15 protein-coding genes are annotated in these 16,284 nt (G+C 46.6%); 6 read left to right on the top strand and 9 right to left on the bottom strand.

What is annotated here, in order from left to right:
* Positions 1-3: 3 nt before the first annotated feature.
* The 5 genes from ACV7NC_RS08510 to aroA all read right to left on the bottom strand — a co-directional run bounded on the left by ACV7NC_RS08510 (position 4) and on the right by aroA (position 4,495).
* Positions 4-210: a LapA family protein gene (locus tag ACV7NC_RS08510; RefSeq protein WP_458152092.1), complete on the bottom strand. Its 207-nt coding sequence runs from the start codon at positions 208-210 to the stop codon at positions 4-6.
* 120 nt (positions 211-330) lie between these two features.
* Positions 331-621, bottom strand: a complete 291-nt coding sequence (locus ACV7NC_RS08505) for an integration host factor subunit beta (protein ID WP_458152091.1) — start codon at positions 619-621, stop codon at positions 331-333.
* A gap of 8 nt (positions 622-629) precedes the next feature.
* Positions 630-2,342: a 30S ribosomal protein S1 gene (gene rpsA, locus ACV7NC_RS08500; protein ID WP_458152090.1), complete on the bottom strand. Its 1,713-nt coding sequence runs from the start codon at positions 2,340-2,342 to the stop codon at positions 630-632.
* Between the two features lie 114 nt (positions 2,343-2,456).
* Positions 2,457-3,137 (bottom strand): (d)CMP kinase, encoded by a 681-nt coding sequence (cmk, locus tag ACV7NC_RS08495; RefSeq protein ID WP_458152089.1) that lies wholly within the window; start codon positions 3,135-3,137, stop codon positions 2,457-2,459.
* Between the two features lie 44 nt (positions 3,138-3,181).
* Positions 3,182-4,495, bottom strand: coding sequence for a 3-phosphoshikimate 1-carboxyvinyltransferase (aroA, locus tag ACV7NC_RS08490; RefSeq protein WP_458152088.1), 1,314 nt, complete (start codon positions 4,493-4,495; stop codon positions 3,182-3,184).
* Between the two features lie 284 nt (positions 4,496-4,779).
* Between aroA and ACV7NC_RS08485 the strand changes: the two genes are divergently transcribed.
* Positions 4,780-5,025 (top strand): hypothetical protein, encoded by a 246-nt coding sequence (locus ACV7NC_RS08485; protein ID WP_458152087.1) that lies wholly within the window; start codon positions 4,780-4,782, stop codon positions 5,023-5,025.
* A gap of 118 nt (positions 5,026-5,143) precedes the next feature.
* Here ACV7NC_RS08485 and ACV7NC_RS08480 read toward each other — a convergent pair whose 3' ends face one another.
* From ACV7NC_RS08480 to ACV7NC_RS08465, 4 genes are all read right to left on the bottom strand, one after another.
* Positions 5,144-7,660: a DNA topoisomerase III gene (locus ACV7NC_RS08480; protein WP_458152086.1), complete on the bottom strand. Its 2,517-nt coding sequence runs from the start codon at positions 7,658-7,660 to the stop codon at positions 5,144-5,146.
* Positions 7,661-7,820: 160 nt separating this feature from the next.
* A complete protein-coding gene (locus ACV7NC_RS08475) occupies positions 7,821-8,279 on the bottom strand; it encodes a DUF494 domain-containing protein (RefSeq protein ID WP_458152085.1) in 459 nt (152 codons plus the stop codon).
* Positions 8,280-8,340: 61 nt separating this feature from the next.
* The gene (gene dprA / locus ACV7NC_RS08470; RefSeq protein WP_458154883.1) at positions 8,341-9,441 is read right to left on the bottom strand and encodes a DNA-processing protein DprA; all 1,101 of its coding nucleotides are present in this window, start codon (positions 9,439-9,441) and stop codon (positions 8,341-8,343) included.
* A gap of 11 nt (positions 9,442-9,452) precedes the next feature.
* The gene (locus ACV7NC_RS08465) at positions 9,453-10,487 is read right to left on the bottom strand and encodes a LysM peptidoglycan-binding domain-containing protein (protein ID WP_458152084.1); all 1,035 of its coding nucleotides are present in this window, start codon (positions 10,485-10,487) and stop codon (positions 9,453-9,455) included.
* A gap of 96 nt (positions 10,488-10,583) precedes the next feature.
* Between ACV7NC_RS08465 and def the strand changes: the two genes are divergently transcribed.
* From def to ACV7NC_RS08440, 5 genes are all read left to right on the top strand, one after another.
* On the top strand, positions 10,584-11,087 hold the full coding sequence (gene def / locus ACV7NC_RS08460) for a peptide deformylase (RefSeq protein ID WP_458152083.1): 504 nt from the start codon (positions 10,584-10,586) through the stop codon (positions 11,085-11,087).
* A gap of 117 nt (positions 11,088-11,204) precedes the next feature.
* A complete protein-coding gene (gene fmt / locus ACV7NC_RS08455; protein WP_458152082.1) occupies positions 11,205-12,161 on the top strand; it encodes a methionyl-tRNA formyltransferase in 957 nt (318 codons plus the stop codon).
* Complete coding sequence (rsmB, locus tag ACV7NC_RS08450) at positions 12,154-13,431, top strand: 16S rRNA (cytosine(967)-C(5))-methyltransferase RsmB (RefSeq protein ID WP_458152081.1); 1,278 nt, start codon at positions 12,154-12,156, stop codon at positions 13,429-13,431. Before fmt ends, rsmB begins: the two co-directional genes overlap by 8 nt.
* Positions 13,409-14,035, top strand: a complete 627-nt coding sequence (locus ACV7NC_RS08445; RefSeq protein ID WP_458152080.1) for a DUF4390 domain-containing protein — start codon at positions 13,409-13,411, stop codon at positions 14,033-14,035. The genes rsmB and ACV7NC_RS08445 overlap by 23 nt, the downstream gene beginning before the upstream one ends.
* Positions 14,035-16,212, top strand: a complete 2,178-nt coding sequence (locus tag ACV7NC_RS08440; RefSeq protein ID WP_458154881.1) for an ATP-binding protein — start codon at positions 14,035-14,037, stop codon at positions 16,210-16,212. Before ACV7NC_RS08445 ends, ACV7NC_RS08440 begins: the two co-directional genes overlap by 1 nt.
* The last annotated feature ends 72 nt before the right edge of the window (positions 16,213-16,284 follow it).

Genomic DNA, 16,284 nt, shown 5'->3' with positions numbered 1-16,284 from the left:
GGTTTATTCAGTATGACACCGGCATCGGACCACAACAGCAGCAATCAGCGCGCCTGCAGCGAAGAATATCAGCAAAGCAACACTAAGAGGCAGTTCGATTGACTTGTCGTAATAGTATTGCAGCGTTATCGGTTGCGTATTGTTGGAAGCAAACACCGCAAGCACCACAAAGACAAAAATGCGAGAAAACCAGGTGATTAGTTTCAGCATGATAAAATTAGCCCACACAAATTATGAATTTTGATAAAAAACTAAAAGCAACTCATTACAACAACCGATCACGAAAAACTGAAGTAATACATCAGAAATTTCTCGTGATCGGAAATAAACTTACTTCTTGTCTTTGAAATCAACACGTTCGCGCATCTCTTTGCCAGCCTTGAAATGCGGGACATATTTTTCAGGTACTTTGACTTTCTCGCCTGATTTAGGATTACGACCGATACGTGGCGGCCGGTAATTGAGATCAAAGCTTCCAAAACCACGAATCTCAATACGTTCGCCCTTAGCTAAGCTTTTAGCCATAGCATCGATAATCGTTTTAACGGAAAGTTCGGCATCTTTAGTTACTAGCTGCGGAAAACGTGCCGCAAGTCGAGAAATCAATTCAGATTTTGTCATAAAATTCCTTATTGCTCAGTACTCTTACTATCCATTTTTGCTTTTAAAAGCGCGCCCAGGCTGGTTGTTCCAGCATTAGTCGGCGCTTTAATTTTTTGCATGGCGCTGGTTTCGTCTGACTTGTCTTTTGCTTTGATAGAAAGATTGATCGTCCGGTTCTTGCGATCGACGTTGATAATCATGGTTTCAACTTTATCGCCCTCTTTCAAATGGGTCCGGATATCTTCCACGCGATCGCGAGAGACTTCGGAAGCGCGCAAATATCCTTCCACTTCATCGGTCAGAGCGATGACAGCGCCTTTGGCGTCAATGGATTTAACCGTGCCTTCAATGATGCTGTTTTTATCATGTTCTGCGACAAAGCTGGTAAATGGATCACCTTCCATCTGTTTGATACCCAACGAGATACGCTCTCTTTCAACGTCGATGGATAGGATTATCGCCTCAATTTCATCACCTTTCTTGTAGTTCAGAACCGTTTCTTCTCCAGGCTGGTTCCAGGATAAATCCGATAAATGCACCAGGCCATCGATATTGCCAGGGAGTCCAATAAATACCCCAAAATCGGTAATCGACTTGATCTGCCCGCGAACTTTCTCGCCTTTTTCATGAGCGGCAGCAAATTCCTCCCATGGATTCGGCTGGCATTGTTTCATGCCGAGAGAAATGCGGCGCCGTTCTTCGTCGATTTCAAGGATCATGACTTCGACTTCGTCACCGAGTTGTACAATCTTCGACGGATAAACATTCTTGTTGGTCCAATCCATTTCGGAAACGTGAACCAAACCCTCGATACCTTGTTCGATTTCGATGAACGCACCATAATCAGTCAGGTTGGTAACTTTTCCAAACAGACGGGTACGTGCGGGATAGCGGCGTGATAATCCGACCCAAGGATCTTCGGTAAGCTGCTTCATACCCAAGGATACGCGGTTTTTTTCTTGATCAAATTTAAGAACTTTGGCAGTGACTTCATCGCCGATGGTGACAACTTCGGAAGGATGTTTTACGCGGCGCCATGCCAAATCGGTAATATGTAACAGACCATCGATACCGCCTAAATCCACAAACGCGCCATAATCCGTAATATTCTTCACGATTCCATGAACAACAGCACCTTCTTGCAGATTGGATAACAAAGTTTCACGATCAGCGCCTTGCGTCGCTTCCAGGACAGCGCGCCGGGAAACAACGACGTTGTTACGCTTCCGGTCCAGTTTGATAACCTTGAATTCCATTTCCTTATTTTCATAAGGTGTGGTGTCTTTTACCGGCCGTATATCGACAAGCGAGCCTGGCAAAAAAGCACGGATACCATTGATCATCGCTGTCAAGCCGCCTTTTACTTTGCCATTGACCATTCCGGTCACAATTTTTCCGCTTTCCATGGCTTCTTCCAAATCATGCCACGCAGTCAGTCGTTTTGCTTTATCGCGGGAAAGGCGTGTTTCTCCAAAGCCATCTTCGAGCGATTCGATGGCGACACTGATAAAATCTCCGGGTTTTACTTCAATTTCGCCGCGATCATTTTTGAATTCTTCGACCGGAATAAAACTCTCGGACTTAAGCCCTGCATTGACGACAACAATATTGTAATCAACGCGAACTACTTCGGCGGTAATAACTTCGCCGATGCGCATTTCTTGGCGTGTGAGGCTCTCTTCAAAGAGTTGAGCAAAACTTTCAGGGGAATTCTGGGTAGCAGGGGAAGCATTAGTCATTCGTAAAATACCTAGTTAAACAGTCCTTCCGGAAAAAATCCAGCGGACCGGGTTAGTTAAAAAATGCTTGATGCAAAAAGTCAGTTTTCTAAGAAATAACTGAAAATTTTGTTTTCAAGCGCTGGTTTTCGCACAGATTTCATTATACCAGGCGAGCACTGTGTCCTGTGCCTGAGATATGGTTAGCGATGAGGTATCCAGTAATCGTGCGTCACTACATTGCAGCAAAGGTGCAATACTACGATTGCTATCGCGTTCATCCCTTTTCTCGATATCTTGCAAAAGGTCGGAAATGTTAGCACTTATTCCTTTCTCTATCAACTGGTTATGGCGTCTTTGTGCGCGAATTTCAGCAGTTGCGGTTAAAAAGATTTTAAGAATCGCATCGGGAAAAATAACCGATCCCATATCCCGGCCATCGGTCACCAACCCGGGAGGTTGACGAAATGCCCGCTGGCGCTCAGTCAACGCAGTACGGACTTGCGCATAAGCCGCCAGCTTTGATGCTAAGTTACCGCATTGTTCCGAGCGGATCTCATCGGTAACGATTTTTCCATCCAAGTAAATTTGCTGATCCTTAAAAACAGTATCCAATTTTCTGGCTAAATCGGCAAGTTGCAAAATATCGTCAATATCAACGTGGGATTGCAACGATTTTAATGCAACTAATCGATACAGCGCGCCGCTGTCGAGATAATGAAATCCGAGCTTATTGGCAACGAGCTGTGCAATGGTTCCTTTGCCGGATGCTGATGGGCCATCAATGGTAATGACGGGAATAGTATGAATGTTCATTCAGGTGTTTTGAGCATGAAATCGGTTGTCAAACAAAGTATATTTTATGAAGTGTGAACAAGCTGTGAGAATAATTCAAAATAATTTGGGAAGGTTTTTGCAACACAATCGGGATCGTTGATACGAACCGGCACCCCAAAGGAAACAAGTGAGAAACACATCGCCATGCGATGATCGTCATAAGTATCGATGGCGATATCCGGGGTTAACCCGGTAACAGGCGGAGTGATGCGTAAGTAATCCGATCCTTCTTCGACGATCGCGCCTACCTTGCGAAGTTCGTTAGCCATAGCTGTCAACCGGTCGGTTTCTTTTAGGCGCCAGCTGGCAATATTGTGTAGCACGGTAGTGCCTTCGGCGAACAAGGCAGTAACGGCCAGTGTCATGGCAGCATCCGGAATGTGATTGCAATCGAGTTCGATGGCGTGCAGAGGTTTTTTTCCATTGACTGCTGGGCTACTCGCTTCAATCCAATGATCTCCCATCGTGATTGTTGCGCCCATCATTTCTAGTGCAGCTGCAAACCGGATATCGCCTTGAACACTATCACGACCTACTCCCTGAACGCGAACGGGTCCTTGTCCAATTGCGCCTGCAGCTAAGAAATAAGAAGCTGAAGAAGCATCACCTTCAACGCTAATCTTGCCGGGGCTGCGATATATTTGCTGCGGCGGGATAACAAATTGTTGCCAATCATGCTGTTCGACTTCAACACCGAACCGCTGCATTTGAGCAAGCGTCAATTCAATATAAGGTTTTGAAATTAAATGGCCGGATACATTGATGACAGACTGTTTCCCGGTTAATGGCAAAGCCATCAAAAGCCCCGTTAAGAACTGACTGGAAACATTACCCTTCACGTTAACTGTCAGCGATTCATCCCGATTTTGCATGCTGGGGGGCCCGATTTCCAGAGGGGGATAACCGGGGTTGCCCAAGTATGTGATACTTGCACCGATTTGCCGTAACGCATCGACCAAATCAGCAATTGGGCGTTCGTGCATGCGCGGTACACCGGATAGACGGTAATGCCCTTGCATCAGAGATAGGACAGCGACCAAGGGGCGGAATGCAGTACCGGCATTTCCAAGAAATAAATCGGCTTCAATCACTGGGAATTTGCCGTTGGTTCCAGCTACGCAATAATCATGACCGGATGACTGCGTAATGGTTATTCCTAATTTAGAAAGGGCGTCGAGCATGCGCGCAGTATCATCAGACGCCAATAAATCATGAATATACGTGGTGCCTTCGGATAATGCGGCTAACAACAGAATCCGGTTGGAGATACTCTTGGAACCCGGTAGCTTTACGCTGCCGCGTGCTACTTTTGAAAATGGAAGATCAAGCCATTTCATAGTGTCTTGAATGTTGAAATTGGTAGATGATATCCCATAAAGAATATTTTTAGCGCAATTTTATTGGCGTATCAAAAACATATTTTTTCAGGGATCATTCGAGGCCGGGAAAAAATCTTTATTAGACTATGCAGTTTAAGGTAATCTATCATCATTGATTTTTGATGATCGATAAGCGATAAGTGAACGGGTTAGTATGAGTCTGGCGATGTCATGTGCGGCTCGTAACTTGCGTATGTAACCATAAGTTTTTAAAAATAGTTAATTGTAAAAGAGGTTAATGAATGGAAGATGCAGAAATTGCTTTAATGTTCTCTTTGCTGGTTATTCCGGTTGCGATCTGGTTGCAATTATGGGTAAAACAGCGCAGAGAAGACCGGAGAAATGCCCAAGGAGAAGAAGAGTTTGATAATGCGTCGCGCGCTTTTTTTTCCATTATCGTAGAAGGTGCTGCAATTGTCGGCGGGCTAATCATGATTATTATGGGTTCGAGCGGCGTTATCAAATACATCCTTAAATTCTATAGCTAGTGATGTATTGCTGGATAGAATGGCAATGATCGGGAAGTTTTGTTTGATTGGCCCCGGTTATTGCCGCAAAAAATCAAGGATGGCAATAAACCAAAAGCCAAACATCCTGGTTTCTAGATTAAGTCGCGGTTTTGCGAGTAGTCTTGGTTTTTGAAGTCTTTATTTTGGATTTGGTATCCATCGTTTTTTTGGGAGCTCTCGGTTCAAATTCAAATCCAATTTTTCCATCCGCGGTTCTGATCAGGTACGCAGAAAAAGGCCGGCCTTTTTTGGAAATGAATCGTGTCAATAAATCGGTTTTTCCTGTTTCCAATAGTTTTGATATCTGCTCGCGTTCGATCGGGCGCTCCAAAATAATCTTTCCAGTTTTAAAGCTGCAGGTTTTGTTTGCACCCACTGCTTTTTCACAAACATAATGCAACCCATGCTCATAAACCGCGTGACCGCATTTGGGGCATTTTCCTAAGGAAACTTGATTGCTGAAGTCGATTTCTTCCTGATTCTGATCTTCATTGCCAAAATCAAACTTCATTTCAAAATTGTCGGTCAACCGGATAATTGCGTTAAACGATTGTCCCATTTTGCTCCGGAAGCCTTGAAGCGGGCCCACTGCATGCTGGGTGATCAGAGTTTCCATTTCGGCAACTTCGAATTGACGGCCTGCCAGTATTTTCCAGAGCGCAAAATCACAGGATTGGCATTGAAATTTTTTATAGGTTTCGTGAACATTGCCACCACATTTCGGGCAGGGTGTTTTCAGTATCGCGAAATCTCCCGATATGGTCTCACCGCGATGGCTTTTGGCCTGCTCTACGATATGCCGGGTCATCTCAGCAATTTTGTCCATGAATGAGCTGCGTTTCAATTGACCTTGCTCAATTTGGCGCAACTGAAATTCCCAATTTCCGGTTAATTCGGGGGAGATCAATTCCGGGATCTTCAAACCGCGTAGTAACGTGATGAGCGAAAAAGCTTTAGCAGTTGGATGTAGTTCACGGCCTTCACGTTGGATGTAGTTTTCCAAGACCAACCCTTCGATAATGGCGGCGCGCGTAGCCGGAGTTCCCAGTCCTTTGGCGTTCATAGCCGCACGTAATTCTTCGTCTTCAACGAATTTTCCTGCGCCCTCCATGGCTGAAAGCAACGTGGCTTCAGTAAAGCGTGCGGGAGAGCGGGTTTGGTGGGCGGCAATTGTGACGTCTTCGGTGGCTACGGTTTCGCCCGGTTTTATCGCAACCAGTGAAACAGTTTCTTCCTGTTCATCGGATTTGGCCATTTTTCCATACACCGCTTGCCAACCGGGATTGACCAGCACTTTTCCTTCGGTTTTGAAAGGCTCTGTTTCCACTCGCGTGATCCGTGTCGTAATCAGATACTCGGCAGCGGGAAAGAAAATAGCCAGAAAGCGTTTCATGACCAAGTCATAGAGTTTTGCTTCCGCTTCGTTCAACTTGGCTGAAGTCAATGCCGTCGGAATAATTGCGAAGTGATCGGAGATCTTGCTGTTATTGAAGATCCGCTTATTTAGAATTACCCAATTGGAATCGAGAATCTGCCGGGAAAACTTTCCATAGTCCGTATCTTTAAGGCTTTGCAGGATATCTTTGACGGTAGCGATGTAATCTTCCGGCAGCGCACGTGAATCTGTCCGTGGATATGTCAATACTTTATGTTTTTCGTATAGAGCCTGCGCTAATCCGAGCGTTGTTTTGGCGGAAAACCCAAAGCGGCTATTAGCTTCTCGTTGCAAGCTTGTCAGGTCGTAAAGTAAAGGACATATTTCTTTGCTGGGTTTGCTTTCCTCGCTGACTATTCCCGGTTTTCCCAAGCATTTGTCGCGAATGGATTCTGCCCTGGATTGTTCCCACAACCGCTCGGGCTTCAACTCTTGATTATTGGCATTCTTGTTGAATTTCTCGTCAAACCATCTGCCTGCGTATTGGTCGGTCGCTGTTGCAAAAGTAGCATGGACTTCCCAGTATTTTTGCGGCTGGAATTTCTTGATTTTTTCTTCACGCTCTACAAGGATTGCCAGCGTCGGGGTTTGTACGCGACCAACCGTGGTTTTATGAAATCCGCCTTCCTGGGAATTAAAAGCGGTCATGGCGCGTGTGCCGTTAATTCCAACAAGCCAGTCTGACTCAGAACGGCTAACAGCGGCCTCTGCCAGCGATTGAACGGCAGCGTTATCTAATAATTTGGTAAACCCTTCACGAATCGCATCCGGTGTCATCGATTGCAACCATAATCGCTTGACAGGCTTGTTGGATCCGACATGGCGTAAGATATAGTAAAAAATCAGCTCCCCTTCACGTCCCGCGTCGCAAGCGTTAATCAGCACATCCACATCTTTGCGTTTAATCAGTTTATTTAACAGCGCCAAGCGGGAAGATGTTTTTTCGATCGGACTTAAGGCGAAATGGGGCGGTATGACGGGGAGATTTGCAAAACTCCATTTGCCGCGCTTGACTTCGAATTCCTCAGGAATGGCTAATTCGAGCAAGTGCCCGATCGCCGAAGATACGACATACTGATCATTTTCGAAGTAATCAGTATGTTTGGTGAAACCACCCAGCGCTTTTGCAATATCCGCTGCAACAGAAGGTTTTTCAGCAATAATTAATGATTTGCCCATGAATATTCTGGAGAAAAATGTTTACTAATCTTGATCCGCTGTAACGATCGGATGTTGCAGGTAGATAAGCGTTTCTGTTCAAAGTTGCAAGCATGCACGATGTCGATGCATGGTTAACTCTACTCACCATTATGAATGGCGTGGGTAGTTTTCCGCGTACTTAGTGCCGGTAATGAGAATCGCTTACAATTAATAATTTCTCCAAAATTGCATCGTCTGTGAGCTGATTTTGAATCCACAATTCAGTTAAAACAATCAGCTTAATTTTTTCCAGACTGGAAGAATCCTCATTCATCGCCAACACCCGATCAATCAATAATTCCCGCTGCAACGGATTGATAATGCCGGCTTGCTCAAGGAAAAAGATGAATCCGCGCCCTTCCGTGTCAATTCGCTCCATTTCGTACTCTGTGTAGCAACGGAACGAATCGTTCTCAGCAAAACTCGCAGGATAATTGCCGATATCGTGGCGTTCCAGTTCAGAGAGCCAGTTCAAGGTTTCGCTGATATCTTCGTCGGCGAACCCAGCCATGGCTAGTTTCCGCGTTAATGTGGCGGAATCAGGATAACTTCCTGAATCAAAATAATTCTCGAATAAATAAACAAGTATGTCGAACATAATAGTGCTTTGTAGATTGCTGGAGTTTTTCCAAATAAATGCAGCGAGTTGTCAGTAGTTATTATTGAATCCGCTGATAGCATCCTCCCGGTAAACTGCTAACCCGGCCATCAAGCTCAAGTGTTAATAGCATGGCTGATACGACTTCCGCAGTCAAGCCGCTACGCGCGCATAAAGTGTCGATGTCAACGGTATCATAACCGAGGTATTCAAGTAATACCGTATCCTCAGACGATTCTACCGGATCAATTTCTTTTCTACCGGTGTTGTTCCGAGGGCAGATCAATGGCAAAAAATTTAATTCATCCAGAATGTCTTGGGTATTTTCAACCAGTTTCGCGCCTTGTTTAATTAATGCATGACATCCTTTTGATAGTGGCGAATGAATGGATCCGGGGATGGCCATTACTTCCCGGCCTTGTTCCAAGGCCTGGCGCGCTGTAATCAAAGATCCGCTTTGTAAAGCCGCTTCGACCACAAGGCAGCCTTGACTGATGCCGCTGATGATACGGTTACGCCGCGGAAAATTCCTTCCGATCGCGGGAGTTCCCAAAGGAAACTCTGAGATCAATGCTCCCTCTTTTGCTAATCTGTGAGCGAGTGGATGGTTTTTTGCCGGGTACACAATATCCAATCCGGTACCGACGATAGCGATGCTGGCAGCCGCACCGCGTAAACCGCCCTGATGGGCGGCGGTGTCGATACCTAAAGCCATGCCGCTGATGATGCATAGACCGGCGTTACTGCTTGCTTCAGAAAAAGCCTCCGCGTTCAATAAACCCTGTGGTGTTGCATTACGGCTTCCCACGACCGCTAAAGCAGGGAGCTGCAATAACTCACGTTTGCCTTTAAAGTACAGCAAGGGAGGCGGGTCGGCAATATTCAGTAATTGTGCCGGATAATCCGTATCAGCGAGGGTAATGATTGCGTTAGCCGGGTCTTCGAGCCATTTCAGGGTATGGTTGATTTTGTCGCGATCAGGACCTTGCTTGATGCGTGCGGCGATGTTTTTTTTTACAAAGCGTTCCAACGCGATAATAGGCGCCGATAGTATTGCAGTAGGGTTGCCGAAAGCAACCAAAAGCCGCCGGATGGATTCTCCGCCCAATCCCTCAATTAAAGTCAGACTTAACCATGATTCGATATCTGTTGCTTGTTTCATCATGAGCAACTTCAGGGTGTTCTGACAGCATCAAGCGTCCGGATGGGTTGTGTGCTTTGTACAACCAAGGCGTAAGAGACTTTTTCAAAGACACGGAAAACAAAAACCAATCCGGCTCTCTCATCGGGCAATTGGAGCATTTCACCTTTAAGTGATTTAACCTGGCTTCTGCGGTAGATGGCAAGTACATGCCCCATTTCCAAACCGTCCGCCTCGCCTTTATTAAGAGTAACGATGTCGCCGCGCCCGATTTCGGTGACACCACCGTATACCGAAATAATTCTACCCTTAACCGGAAAGTCGGGTGCGTGCGGCGCATAATTGTTGTATAGGGTATCGGGTGCCGGAACCAAGCGGTCGCCTTTCAGAATTTCTTCGGGCGCACGCGTAATCGTCATTGTGCTGATCGTGTCGTACACATCGACTTTGGCATTTCCCAAATAGATTGCTTCATATCCCAGAATCAGACCTTTCTGATCGGGGTCTTTTAACGCTTTTCCGGGGCGGAAAATTTGCCAGGTCATGCCTTTGTCTTTGGGAAGACCATGGATATAGGCTTTACTGCCCATCGTTAAAACAAAACGGCCTTCACTGGATCCCAATACGTAGGGTGCGTTGGCCAGACTGTCTTTTTCTATAACCAACGGCTGTCTTAAAAAAGGCTCTATGGCAGTGGCCGGAATACTTGGGATTGCCGCTGTGCTTGACTGCTCGTTACGTACTCTTGGAGAGAGTTTTACAGTCCTGATTCCTTCCTCGTCTCCCGCCAGCCTTAGACGGGTACCCAGGAGTGTTTTTTCTAAGAGAATGACATCGCCGGGATAAATTTTGTGCGGATTTTTTACTTGCTCACGATTAAAACCCCAAACCTCAGGCCAGCGCCAGGGGTCATTCAGAAACTTTGAGGCGATGCTCCACAGCGTATCGCCGGGTACAACGACGTAGCGACTGGGTGAGTCGCTACGCAGAATGTTATCGTTCGCGCTTGCAGTAGCGATATTAAGCGAGTTTAGAAGAAAAATCGTAGCTATAATAAGCTTTTGCATGGGTGTTCCCGGTGACTGGTTGGTAAGGGTACAGAATAACCTGCAAATGATACGGTCTAAATCGGTAACTGAGTTTACTAAACTATACAATTTTTTATGGCTATTCTTAAAATATTACAATATCCGGATGAAAGGCTGCATAAAAAAGCACTTCCCGTTGATCAAATAACCGACAAAACGCGCGCATTGATTCATGATATGGCGGAGACGATGTATGCTGCGCCCGGTATAGGGCTAGCGGCTACACAAGTCGATGTGCATGAGCGTGTCATTGTGATAGATGTTTCCGATACCAGAGATCAGTTAATGGTGTTCATTAATCCTGAAATTATTGCAAGCAGCGGTTTTTCAGATTATGAGGAGGGTTGTTTGTCGGTTCCGGGGATTTATGGCAAAGTGAATCGCGCAGAATCAGTGACAGTCAGAGCTATGAATGCACAAAATGAATCGTTCGTTTTGGAAGCCGATGGTCTGCTGGCAGTCTGTATTCAGCATGAAATGGATCATTTGGAAGGAAAAGTGTTTGTTGAATATTGGTCGAAACTGAAGCAAACTCGAACGCTCGCGAAGTTGAAGAAAAAACAGCGTAGTACTATGTAGCATGTGATTCACAGAAAAAATCGAAGTTTTAACGCTGGAAATGGCTGGAATTGCCAATTTTTGCGCTAACAACTTAATAATCCCGGCTATCACATTATCAAGTTATTCTCCATAAATATGAAAATCATCTTTGCTGGCACCCCCGTATTTGCAGCGACGGCATTGGAGGCGCTGATACAGGCAGGACATACTATTGTGATGGTGCTAACTCAGCCTGATCGGCCTGCGGGTAGAGGCATGCAAATGACCGCGAGTGCTGTCAAACTGCTCGCGCAGCAACATCATCTTCCAATATTGCAACCGACATCACTCAAGAGCGCCGATGCACAGACGCAATTGCAATCGTTGAATGCAGACGTCATGGTAGTAGCGGCGTATGGATTGATTTTGCCGCCAGCGATTCTTGCTATTCCCCGATTTGGTTGCTTGAATATTCATGCGTCCCTATTGCCGCGGTGGCGAGGCGCTGCACCGATTCAGCGCGCTATTTTAGCGGGTGATCATGAGACCGGTATTACTATTATGCAAATGGATGCCGGATTGGATACCGGCGATATGTTGTTGAAACACACGATTGCAATTGCACCGGACGACACTACCCAGTCGTTACACGACAAACTCAGTTTGTTGGGGGGACAGAGTATCGTTGAAGCATTGCGGTTACTGCAACAATGCCAGTTGATACCTATTCCTCAAAATGGGGACCAAGCGAGCTATGCCGCTAAAATTACCAAATCCGAGGCAGAGATCGATTGGCGGATGACCGCGCAGCAAATTGATCGAATGGTGCGCGCATTTAATCCGAGTCCCGGTGCTTATTCTTTTTTTCGGAACAATTTGTTGAAAATCTGGCAAGCTTCAGCAACGCATGAAGGAGCAGGTAAACCAGGTGAGATTGTCGCATTCGGCGCGAATGGCATCCTGGTGGCTTGCGGTTCGGGTTCATTGCGGATAGAAGCGATGCAAAAATCCGGTGGCAAGAGAATGACCGCCGCAGACTTTCTGGCCGGTAATCAGGTAATTCTCGGTGAGTTTCTGGAAGCTAGCGGTAATTCCGCATCTGCACATGATTAAAACACAACTGGCTGCAGCATCCGTAGTAGGTAAAGTACTGGCCGGCGCTAGTTTGACCGAAGTTTTGACGCATCTCTGGCGTACTGATCCGGCACTATCCAAGCAAGAAAAAGGTGCCATACAGGATTTCAGTTATGGGGTATTGCGATTTTATGGGCAACTGGAAGCCATTCTGAATCGTTTACTAAAGAAACCGCTTCATCATAAGAATCTCGCTCATCTGTTATTGGTAAGCTTATATCAATTGCGCTACAGCAAAGCCCAACCCTACGCTATCGTTGACCAGGCAGTATCGGCGTCACGGCATTTGGCTGGTGGAAAAGGAATGCAAGGGTTGGTGAATGCAGTGTTGCGTAATTTTATCAGGCACCGAGAAAGCATCGTGGCGCAAGCAGCGGCTGAAGATTTGGGACGTTATTCGCATCCGCAATGGTGGGTCGACAAATTACGTCAGCAATATCCGCATCATTTTCAGGTGATTCTGGAAGCAAGTAATCAACGTCCGCCCATGACCTTGAGAGTTAATCAACGCAAAATTCCGCTGGCGGATTATCGTAAGCTCTTGGCGGAGAATGCGATTCAAGCCCGATGGCTTGGTTCGAATACTTTGCAATTGGAGCAGCCGTTAGCGGTGGAGCTATTACCCGGTTTCACAAAAGGCTGGGTCAGTGTTCAAGATGCCGGTGCACAGTTAGCGGCGCCGTTTCTGGATGTTAAAGATGGGATGAGGATTCTGGATGCTTGTGCTGCGCCCGGAGGGAAAAGTATGCATTTGCTGGAATCGGCCAATGTGTTGCTAACGATTTTGGATAACGATTCTTCGAGGCTGGAACAGGTGCGGCAGAATCTTGAACGTTTGCAGTTGACTGCTGAGCATTTAGTCTGCGGCGATGCTGCTAAAACCAGTGACTGGTGGGATGGGCGGTACTATGACCGGATATTGGCGGATGTGCCATGTTCGGCTTCCGGTGTGGTGCGCCGTCATCCGGATATTAAATGGTTGCGCCGCGAGAGTGATTTGATCAGGTTTGCAAAAACGCAGCAATCAATTTTGAATGCTTTGTGGCAAATTTTAAATAAGAATGGTAAGTTGCTTTATGTAACTTGCTCAATTTTTGCTGAAGAAAATGCCTTGCAGATCGAGAAGTTTCTTAAATCGCATTTGGATGCGCGTTTATTGCCATTAACTGAGGAAGCCTTGGACGATGGTCAACTGTTACCGAATATTCAACATGATGGTTTTTTCTATGCATTGCTGCAAAAAAACTGACACTTGCCGGGGCGATGGACCGCTGCCTATCGCTTGGTTGTTTGTGCTGTTACTGCTGCTGCTTCCATTGAGCGTTGCTCAAGCGGAAAACATTCATATCAGATCCTTCAGTCTGGCGGCAACCGACAAGGGTTATGAAATGAGTTTGGACTCTGAAATTACACTGAATGCGACTTTGGAACAAGCGCTCGAGAAGGGCATCGTGCTTTATTTTGTTACTAAATTCAGTATGATTGATTCGCGCTGGTACTGGTTGAACGAAGAAGTTGCGCGCAGTAAATATCGCGTGGGGCTTCGCTACTATGCGCTGACACGGCAATATCATTTAAATCACCCTTCATTCGTACAAAGCTATAACACTTTGAATGAAGCTTTACAGGCATTGGGGCAATTACGCGATTATCCGGTGACTGTCAAAGCCGAGCTAAAACAGGATGCTGATTATTTTGCGTCTATACGGATATGGCTCGATCTGACGCGCATGCCGAAACCATTTCAAGTCGAAGCGCTTGGATCGAATCAATGGAGTTTGCGCTCGGAAAAACTGGAATGGCGTATGAAGCTACCGGCACCCGAACAGCCATTCTACTACAAGGACCGGTAATGAAATACGTGCTGATTGTGGGAGCAGGGCTGGGAGCCGTGATGCTTTTCCTGTTAGCCACAGCCGGTGCCAATACCGAATTTTTTGAGCGGAAATACCGTTTGTTGCTTGTGATTAATATCGCCTTTGTACTATTTCTCATGGTGATCGTGGGTTTTTTGTTGTGGCGATTCAGGCGGCGGCTCAAGTCGGGTGTTTTCGGTTCCAGGCTGGCGCTTCGCTTAATGCTGATTTTTTCATTGATGGCGATACTGCCAGGGGCACTGGTTTATGCCGTGTCGGTGCAATTTCTCGAAAAGAGCATTGAATCGTGGTTCGATGTTAAAGTCGACCGGGCGCTGGAAGGCGGTTTGAATCTGGGGCATACCATGCTGGAGAATTTATTGGCTGAGTTACGGAAAAAAGCACAGGCAACCGCGCTGGTTTTGACCGAATCCTCCAATCCGCCGTTACTGGTGCTGAACGAATTGTTATTGCAATCACAGGTGGAAGAAGCGACGTTATTCAATCAAGACGGCAAGGTAATCGCTTTTTCCAGTGACAGTAGTTCGGCGCTGTTTCCGGATGCGCCGAATGCCGCGGCCTTGCGCCATATCAGAATTCAGAAAGCGTATAGCGCAATCGAATCGGTTCCCGGCAAGGGATTGTATCTCCGGGTTGTTTCTCCAGTTAATGTGCTGAGTTTGGAAGAAGATATCCGCATGTTGCAGTTGTTGCAGCCAGTGCCTCGGCAATTGGCGAAAGATGCAGAACGCGTGCAAGCGGGCTATCAGGATTATCAAGAGCTTTCTTTGTCCCGGCAAGGCTTAACCCGGTTATATAGCGTTACGCTGACACTGGCGTTATTGCTCTCGTTATTTTCTGCGTTAGCGTCCGCTTCGTTATTGAGTGAACGGTTAAGCGCGCCACTCGGCATGTTGGCGGAAGGTACGCGCGCGATCGCGCAAGGTGACTACAGCCGTCGGCATTTGGTGCAGAGCAGGGATGAATTGGGCGTGCTGACGGAATCGTTTAACTTGATGACGCAACAGCTTGAAGAAGCGCGCGCGGCGGCTCAGCACAATCAGCAGGCGGTTGAGAGAGCGCGCGCGCATTTGGAAAGTATACTGGCTAATCTTTCATCCGGTGTACTGGTGTTTGATGAACAATTAGTTTTGTCCAAAGCGAACCGAAGCGCGGAACAAATTTTGCAAGTGCCGTTAATCAGTCTGGATGGCTCAATCATTGAAGGGTGTGTGGGCAAAGAACCGCGGCTCGATGCATTGGTTGCGGAAATCAGGGAAGGATTTAATTCCGAAGAATTGGGTGTTTGGCAGCGCCAATTGACGCGCTCGGAGGATGGTCATAATCAGGTTTTGCTCTTGAGGGGTACTCGATTACCCAAGCTGTCGGGCGGTGGCGGCGTAGTGGTTTTTGATGACATTACCAATCTTTTGCAAGTTCAGCGCGCAGTTGCTTGGGGTGAGGTGGCGCGCCGCCTTGCGCACGAAATAAAGAATCCTTTAACACCGATCCAACTTTCTGCCGAGCGGGTGCAACATAAATTGATCAATAAACTCGGTGAAGAAGATGCGAAGATATTGAGGCGTTCCACCGAAACGATCGTCAATCAAGTGGAAGCGCTCAAAAGGATGGTCAATGAATTTAGCCAGTACGCGCGCGTTCCTGAACTGGAATTACGCCAGCTTGATTTCAATCGATTGGTCCGGGAGGTTTTGTCGCTGTATGAAACCGCCAGCATGGCCTCGGAAACAAACAAGCATGTGCAAATCAGGCAAGAATTGGCAGAAGATTTGCCGGCGATTAAAGGAGACTCGACACAATTGCGGCAAGTTTTGCACAATTTGTTGCAAAACGCGCAAGATGCGCTGCTGGATGAACCAGAACCTTTAATTACGGTGAAAACCGAGATGGTCCATGGTGGCGTGCAATTGAGCGTACGCGATAACGGCTGTGGTTTTTCCGACGAGATCAAGGCGCGGGTATTTGAACCCTATGTGACTACTAAGCTTAAGGGAACCGGTCTGGGATTGCCGATCGTCAAGAAAATCGTTGAGGAACATGAAGGGCTGATCCATATTGAAAACATCAAACCGCATGGCGCCCAAATTTCAATTATCCTACCAGCAGTAGAAAAAAACCAAACAAGCGGAAACAGTAAATTAGTAAATGGCTAGAAATGGGAATAACTTGCTAATAATAGAAACGATCAATGAAATCATCGCATTCGGAAACCTCCGGTGCTAAGA

It is taken from the genome of Nitrosomonas limosa (genome assembly GCF_054188085.1).
The sequence above is the reverse complement of the archived record's forward strand: the minus strand, read 5'-3'. Positions and strand labels throughout refer to the sequence as shown.

Bases quoted from the DNA above. Each gene is read 5' to 3' on its own strand.
- cmk (WP_458152089.1), bottom strand. From the start codon at position 3,137: ATGAACATTCATACTATTCCCGTCATTACCATTGATGGCCCATCAGCA.
- rsmB (WP_458152081.1), top strand. From the start codon at position 12,154: ATGATTAAAACACAACTGGCTGCAGCATCCGTAGTAGGTAAAGTACTG.
- fmt (WP_458152082.1), top strand. From the start codon at position 11,205: ATGAAAATCATCTTTGCTGGCACCCCCGTATTTGCAGCGACGGCATTG.
- rpsA (WP_458152090.1), bottom strand. From the start codon at position 2,342: ATGACTAATGCTTCCCCTGCTACCCAGAATTCCCCTGAAAGTTTTGCT.
- ACV7NC_RS08475 (WP_458152085.1), bottom strand. From the start codon at position 8,279: ATGTTCGACATACTTGTTTATTTATTCGAGAATTATTTTGATTCAGGA.
- ACV7NC_RS08440 (WP_458154881.1), top strand. From the start codon at position 14,035: ATGAAATACGTGCTGATTGTGGGAGCAGGGCTGGGAGCCGTGATGCTT.
- aroA (WP_458152088.1), bottom strand. From the start codon at position 4,495: ATGAAATGGCTTGATCTTCCATTTTCAAAAGTAGCACGCGGCAGCGTA.
- ACV7NC_RS08480 (WP_458152086.1), bottom strand. From the start codon at position 7,660: ATGGGCAAATCATTAATTATTGCTGAAAAACCTTCTGTTGCAGCGGAT.
- dprA (WP_458154883.1), bottom strand. From the start codon at position 9,441: ATGAAACAAGCAACAGATATCGAATCATGGTTAAGTCTGACTTTAATT.
- ACV7NC_RS08445 (WP_458152080.1), top strand. From the start codon at position 13,409: ATGCATTGCTGCAAAAAAACTGACACTTGCCGGGGCGATGGACCGCTG.
- ACV7NC_RS08485 (WP_458152087.1), top strand. From the start codon at position 4,780: ATGGAAGATGCAGAAATTGCTTTAATGTTCTCTTTGCTGGTTATTCCG.
- ACV7NC_RS08465 (WP_458152084.1), bottom strand. From the start codon at position 10,487: ATGCAAAAGCTTATTATAGCTACGATTTTTCTTCTAAACTCGCTTAAT.
- def (WP_458152083.1), top strand. From the start codon at position 10,584: ATGGCTATTCTTAAAATATTACAATATCCGGATGAAAGGCTGCATAAA.
- ACV7NC_RS08510 (WP_458152092.1), bottom strand. From the start codon at position 210: ATGCTGAAACTAATCACCTGGTTTTCTCGCATTTTTGTCTTTGTGGTG.
- ACV7NC_RS08505 (WP_458152091.1), bottom strand. From the start codon at position 621: ATGACAAAATCTGAATTGATTTCTCGACTTGCGGCACGTTTTCCGCAG.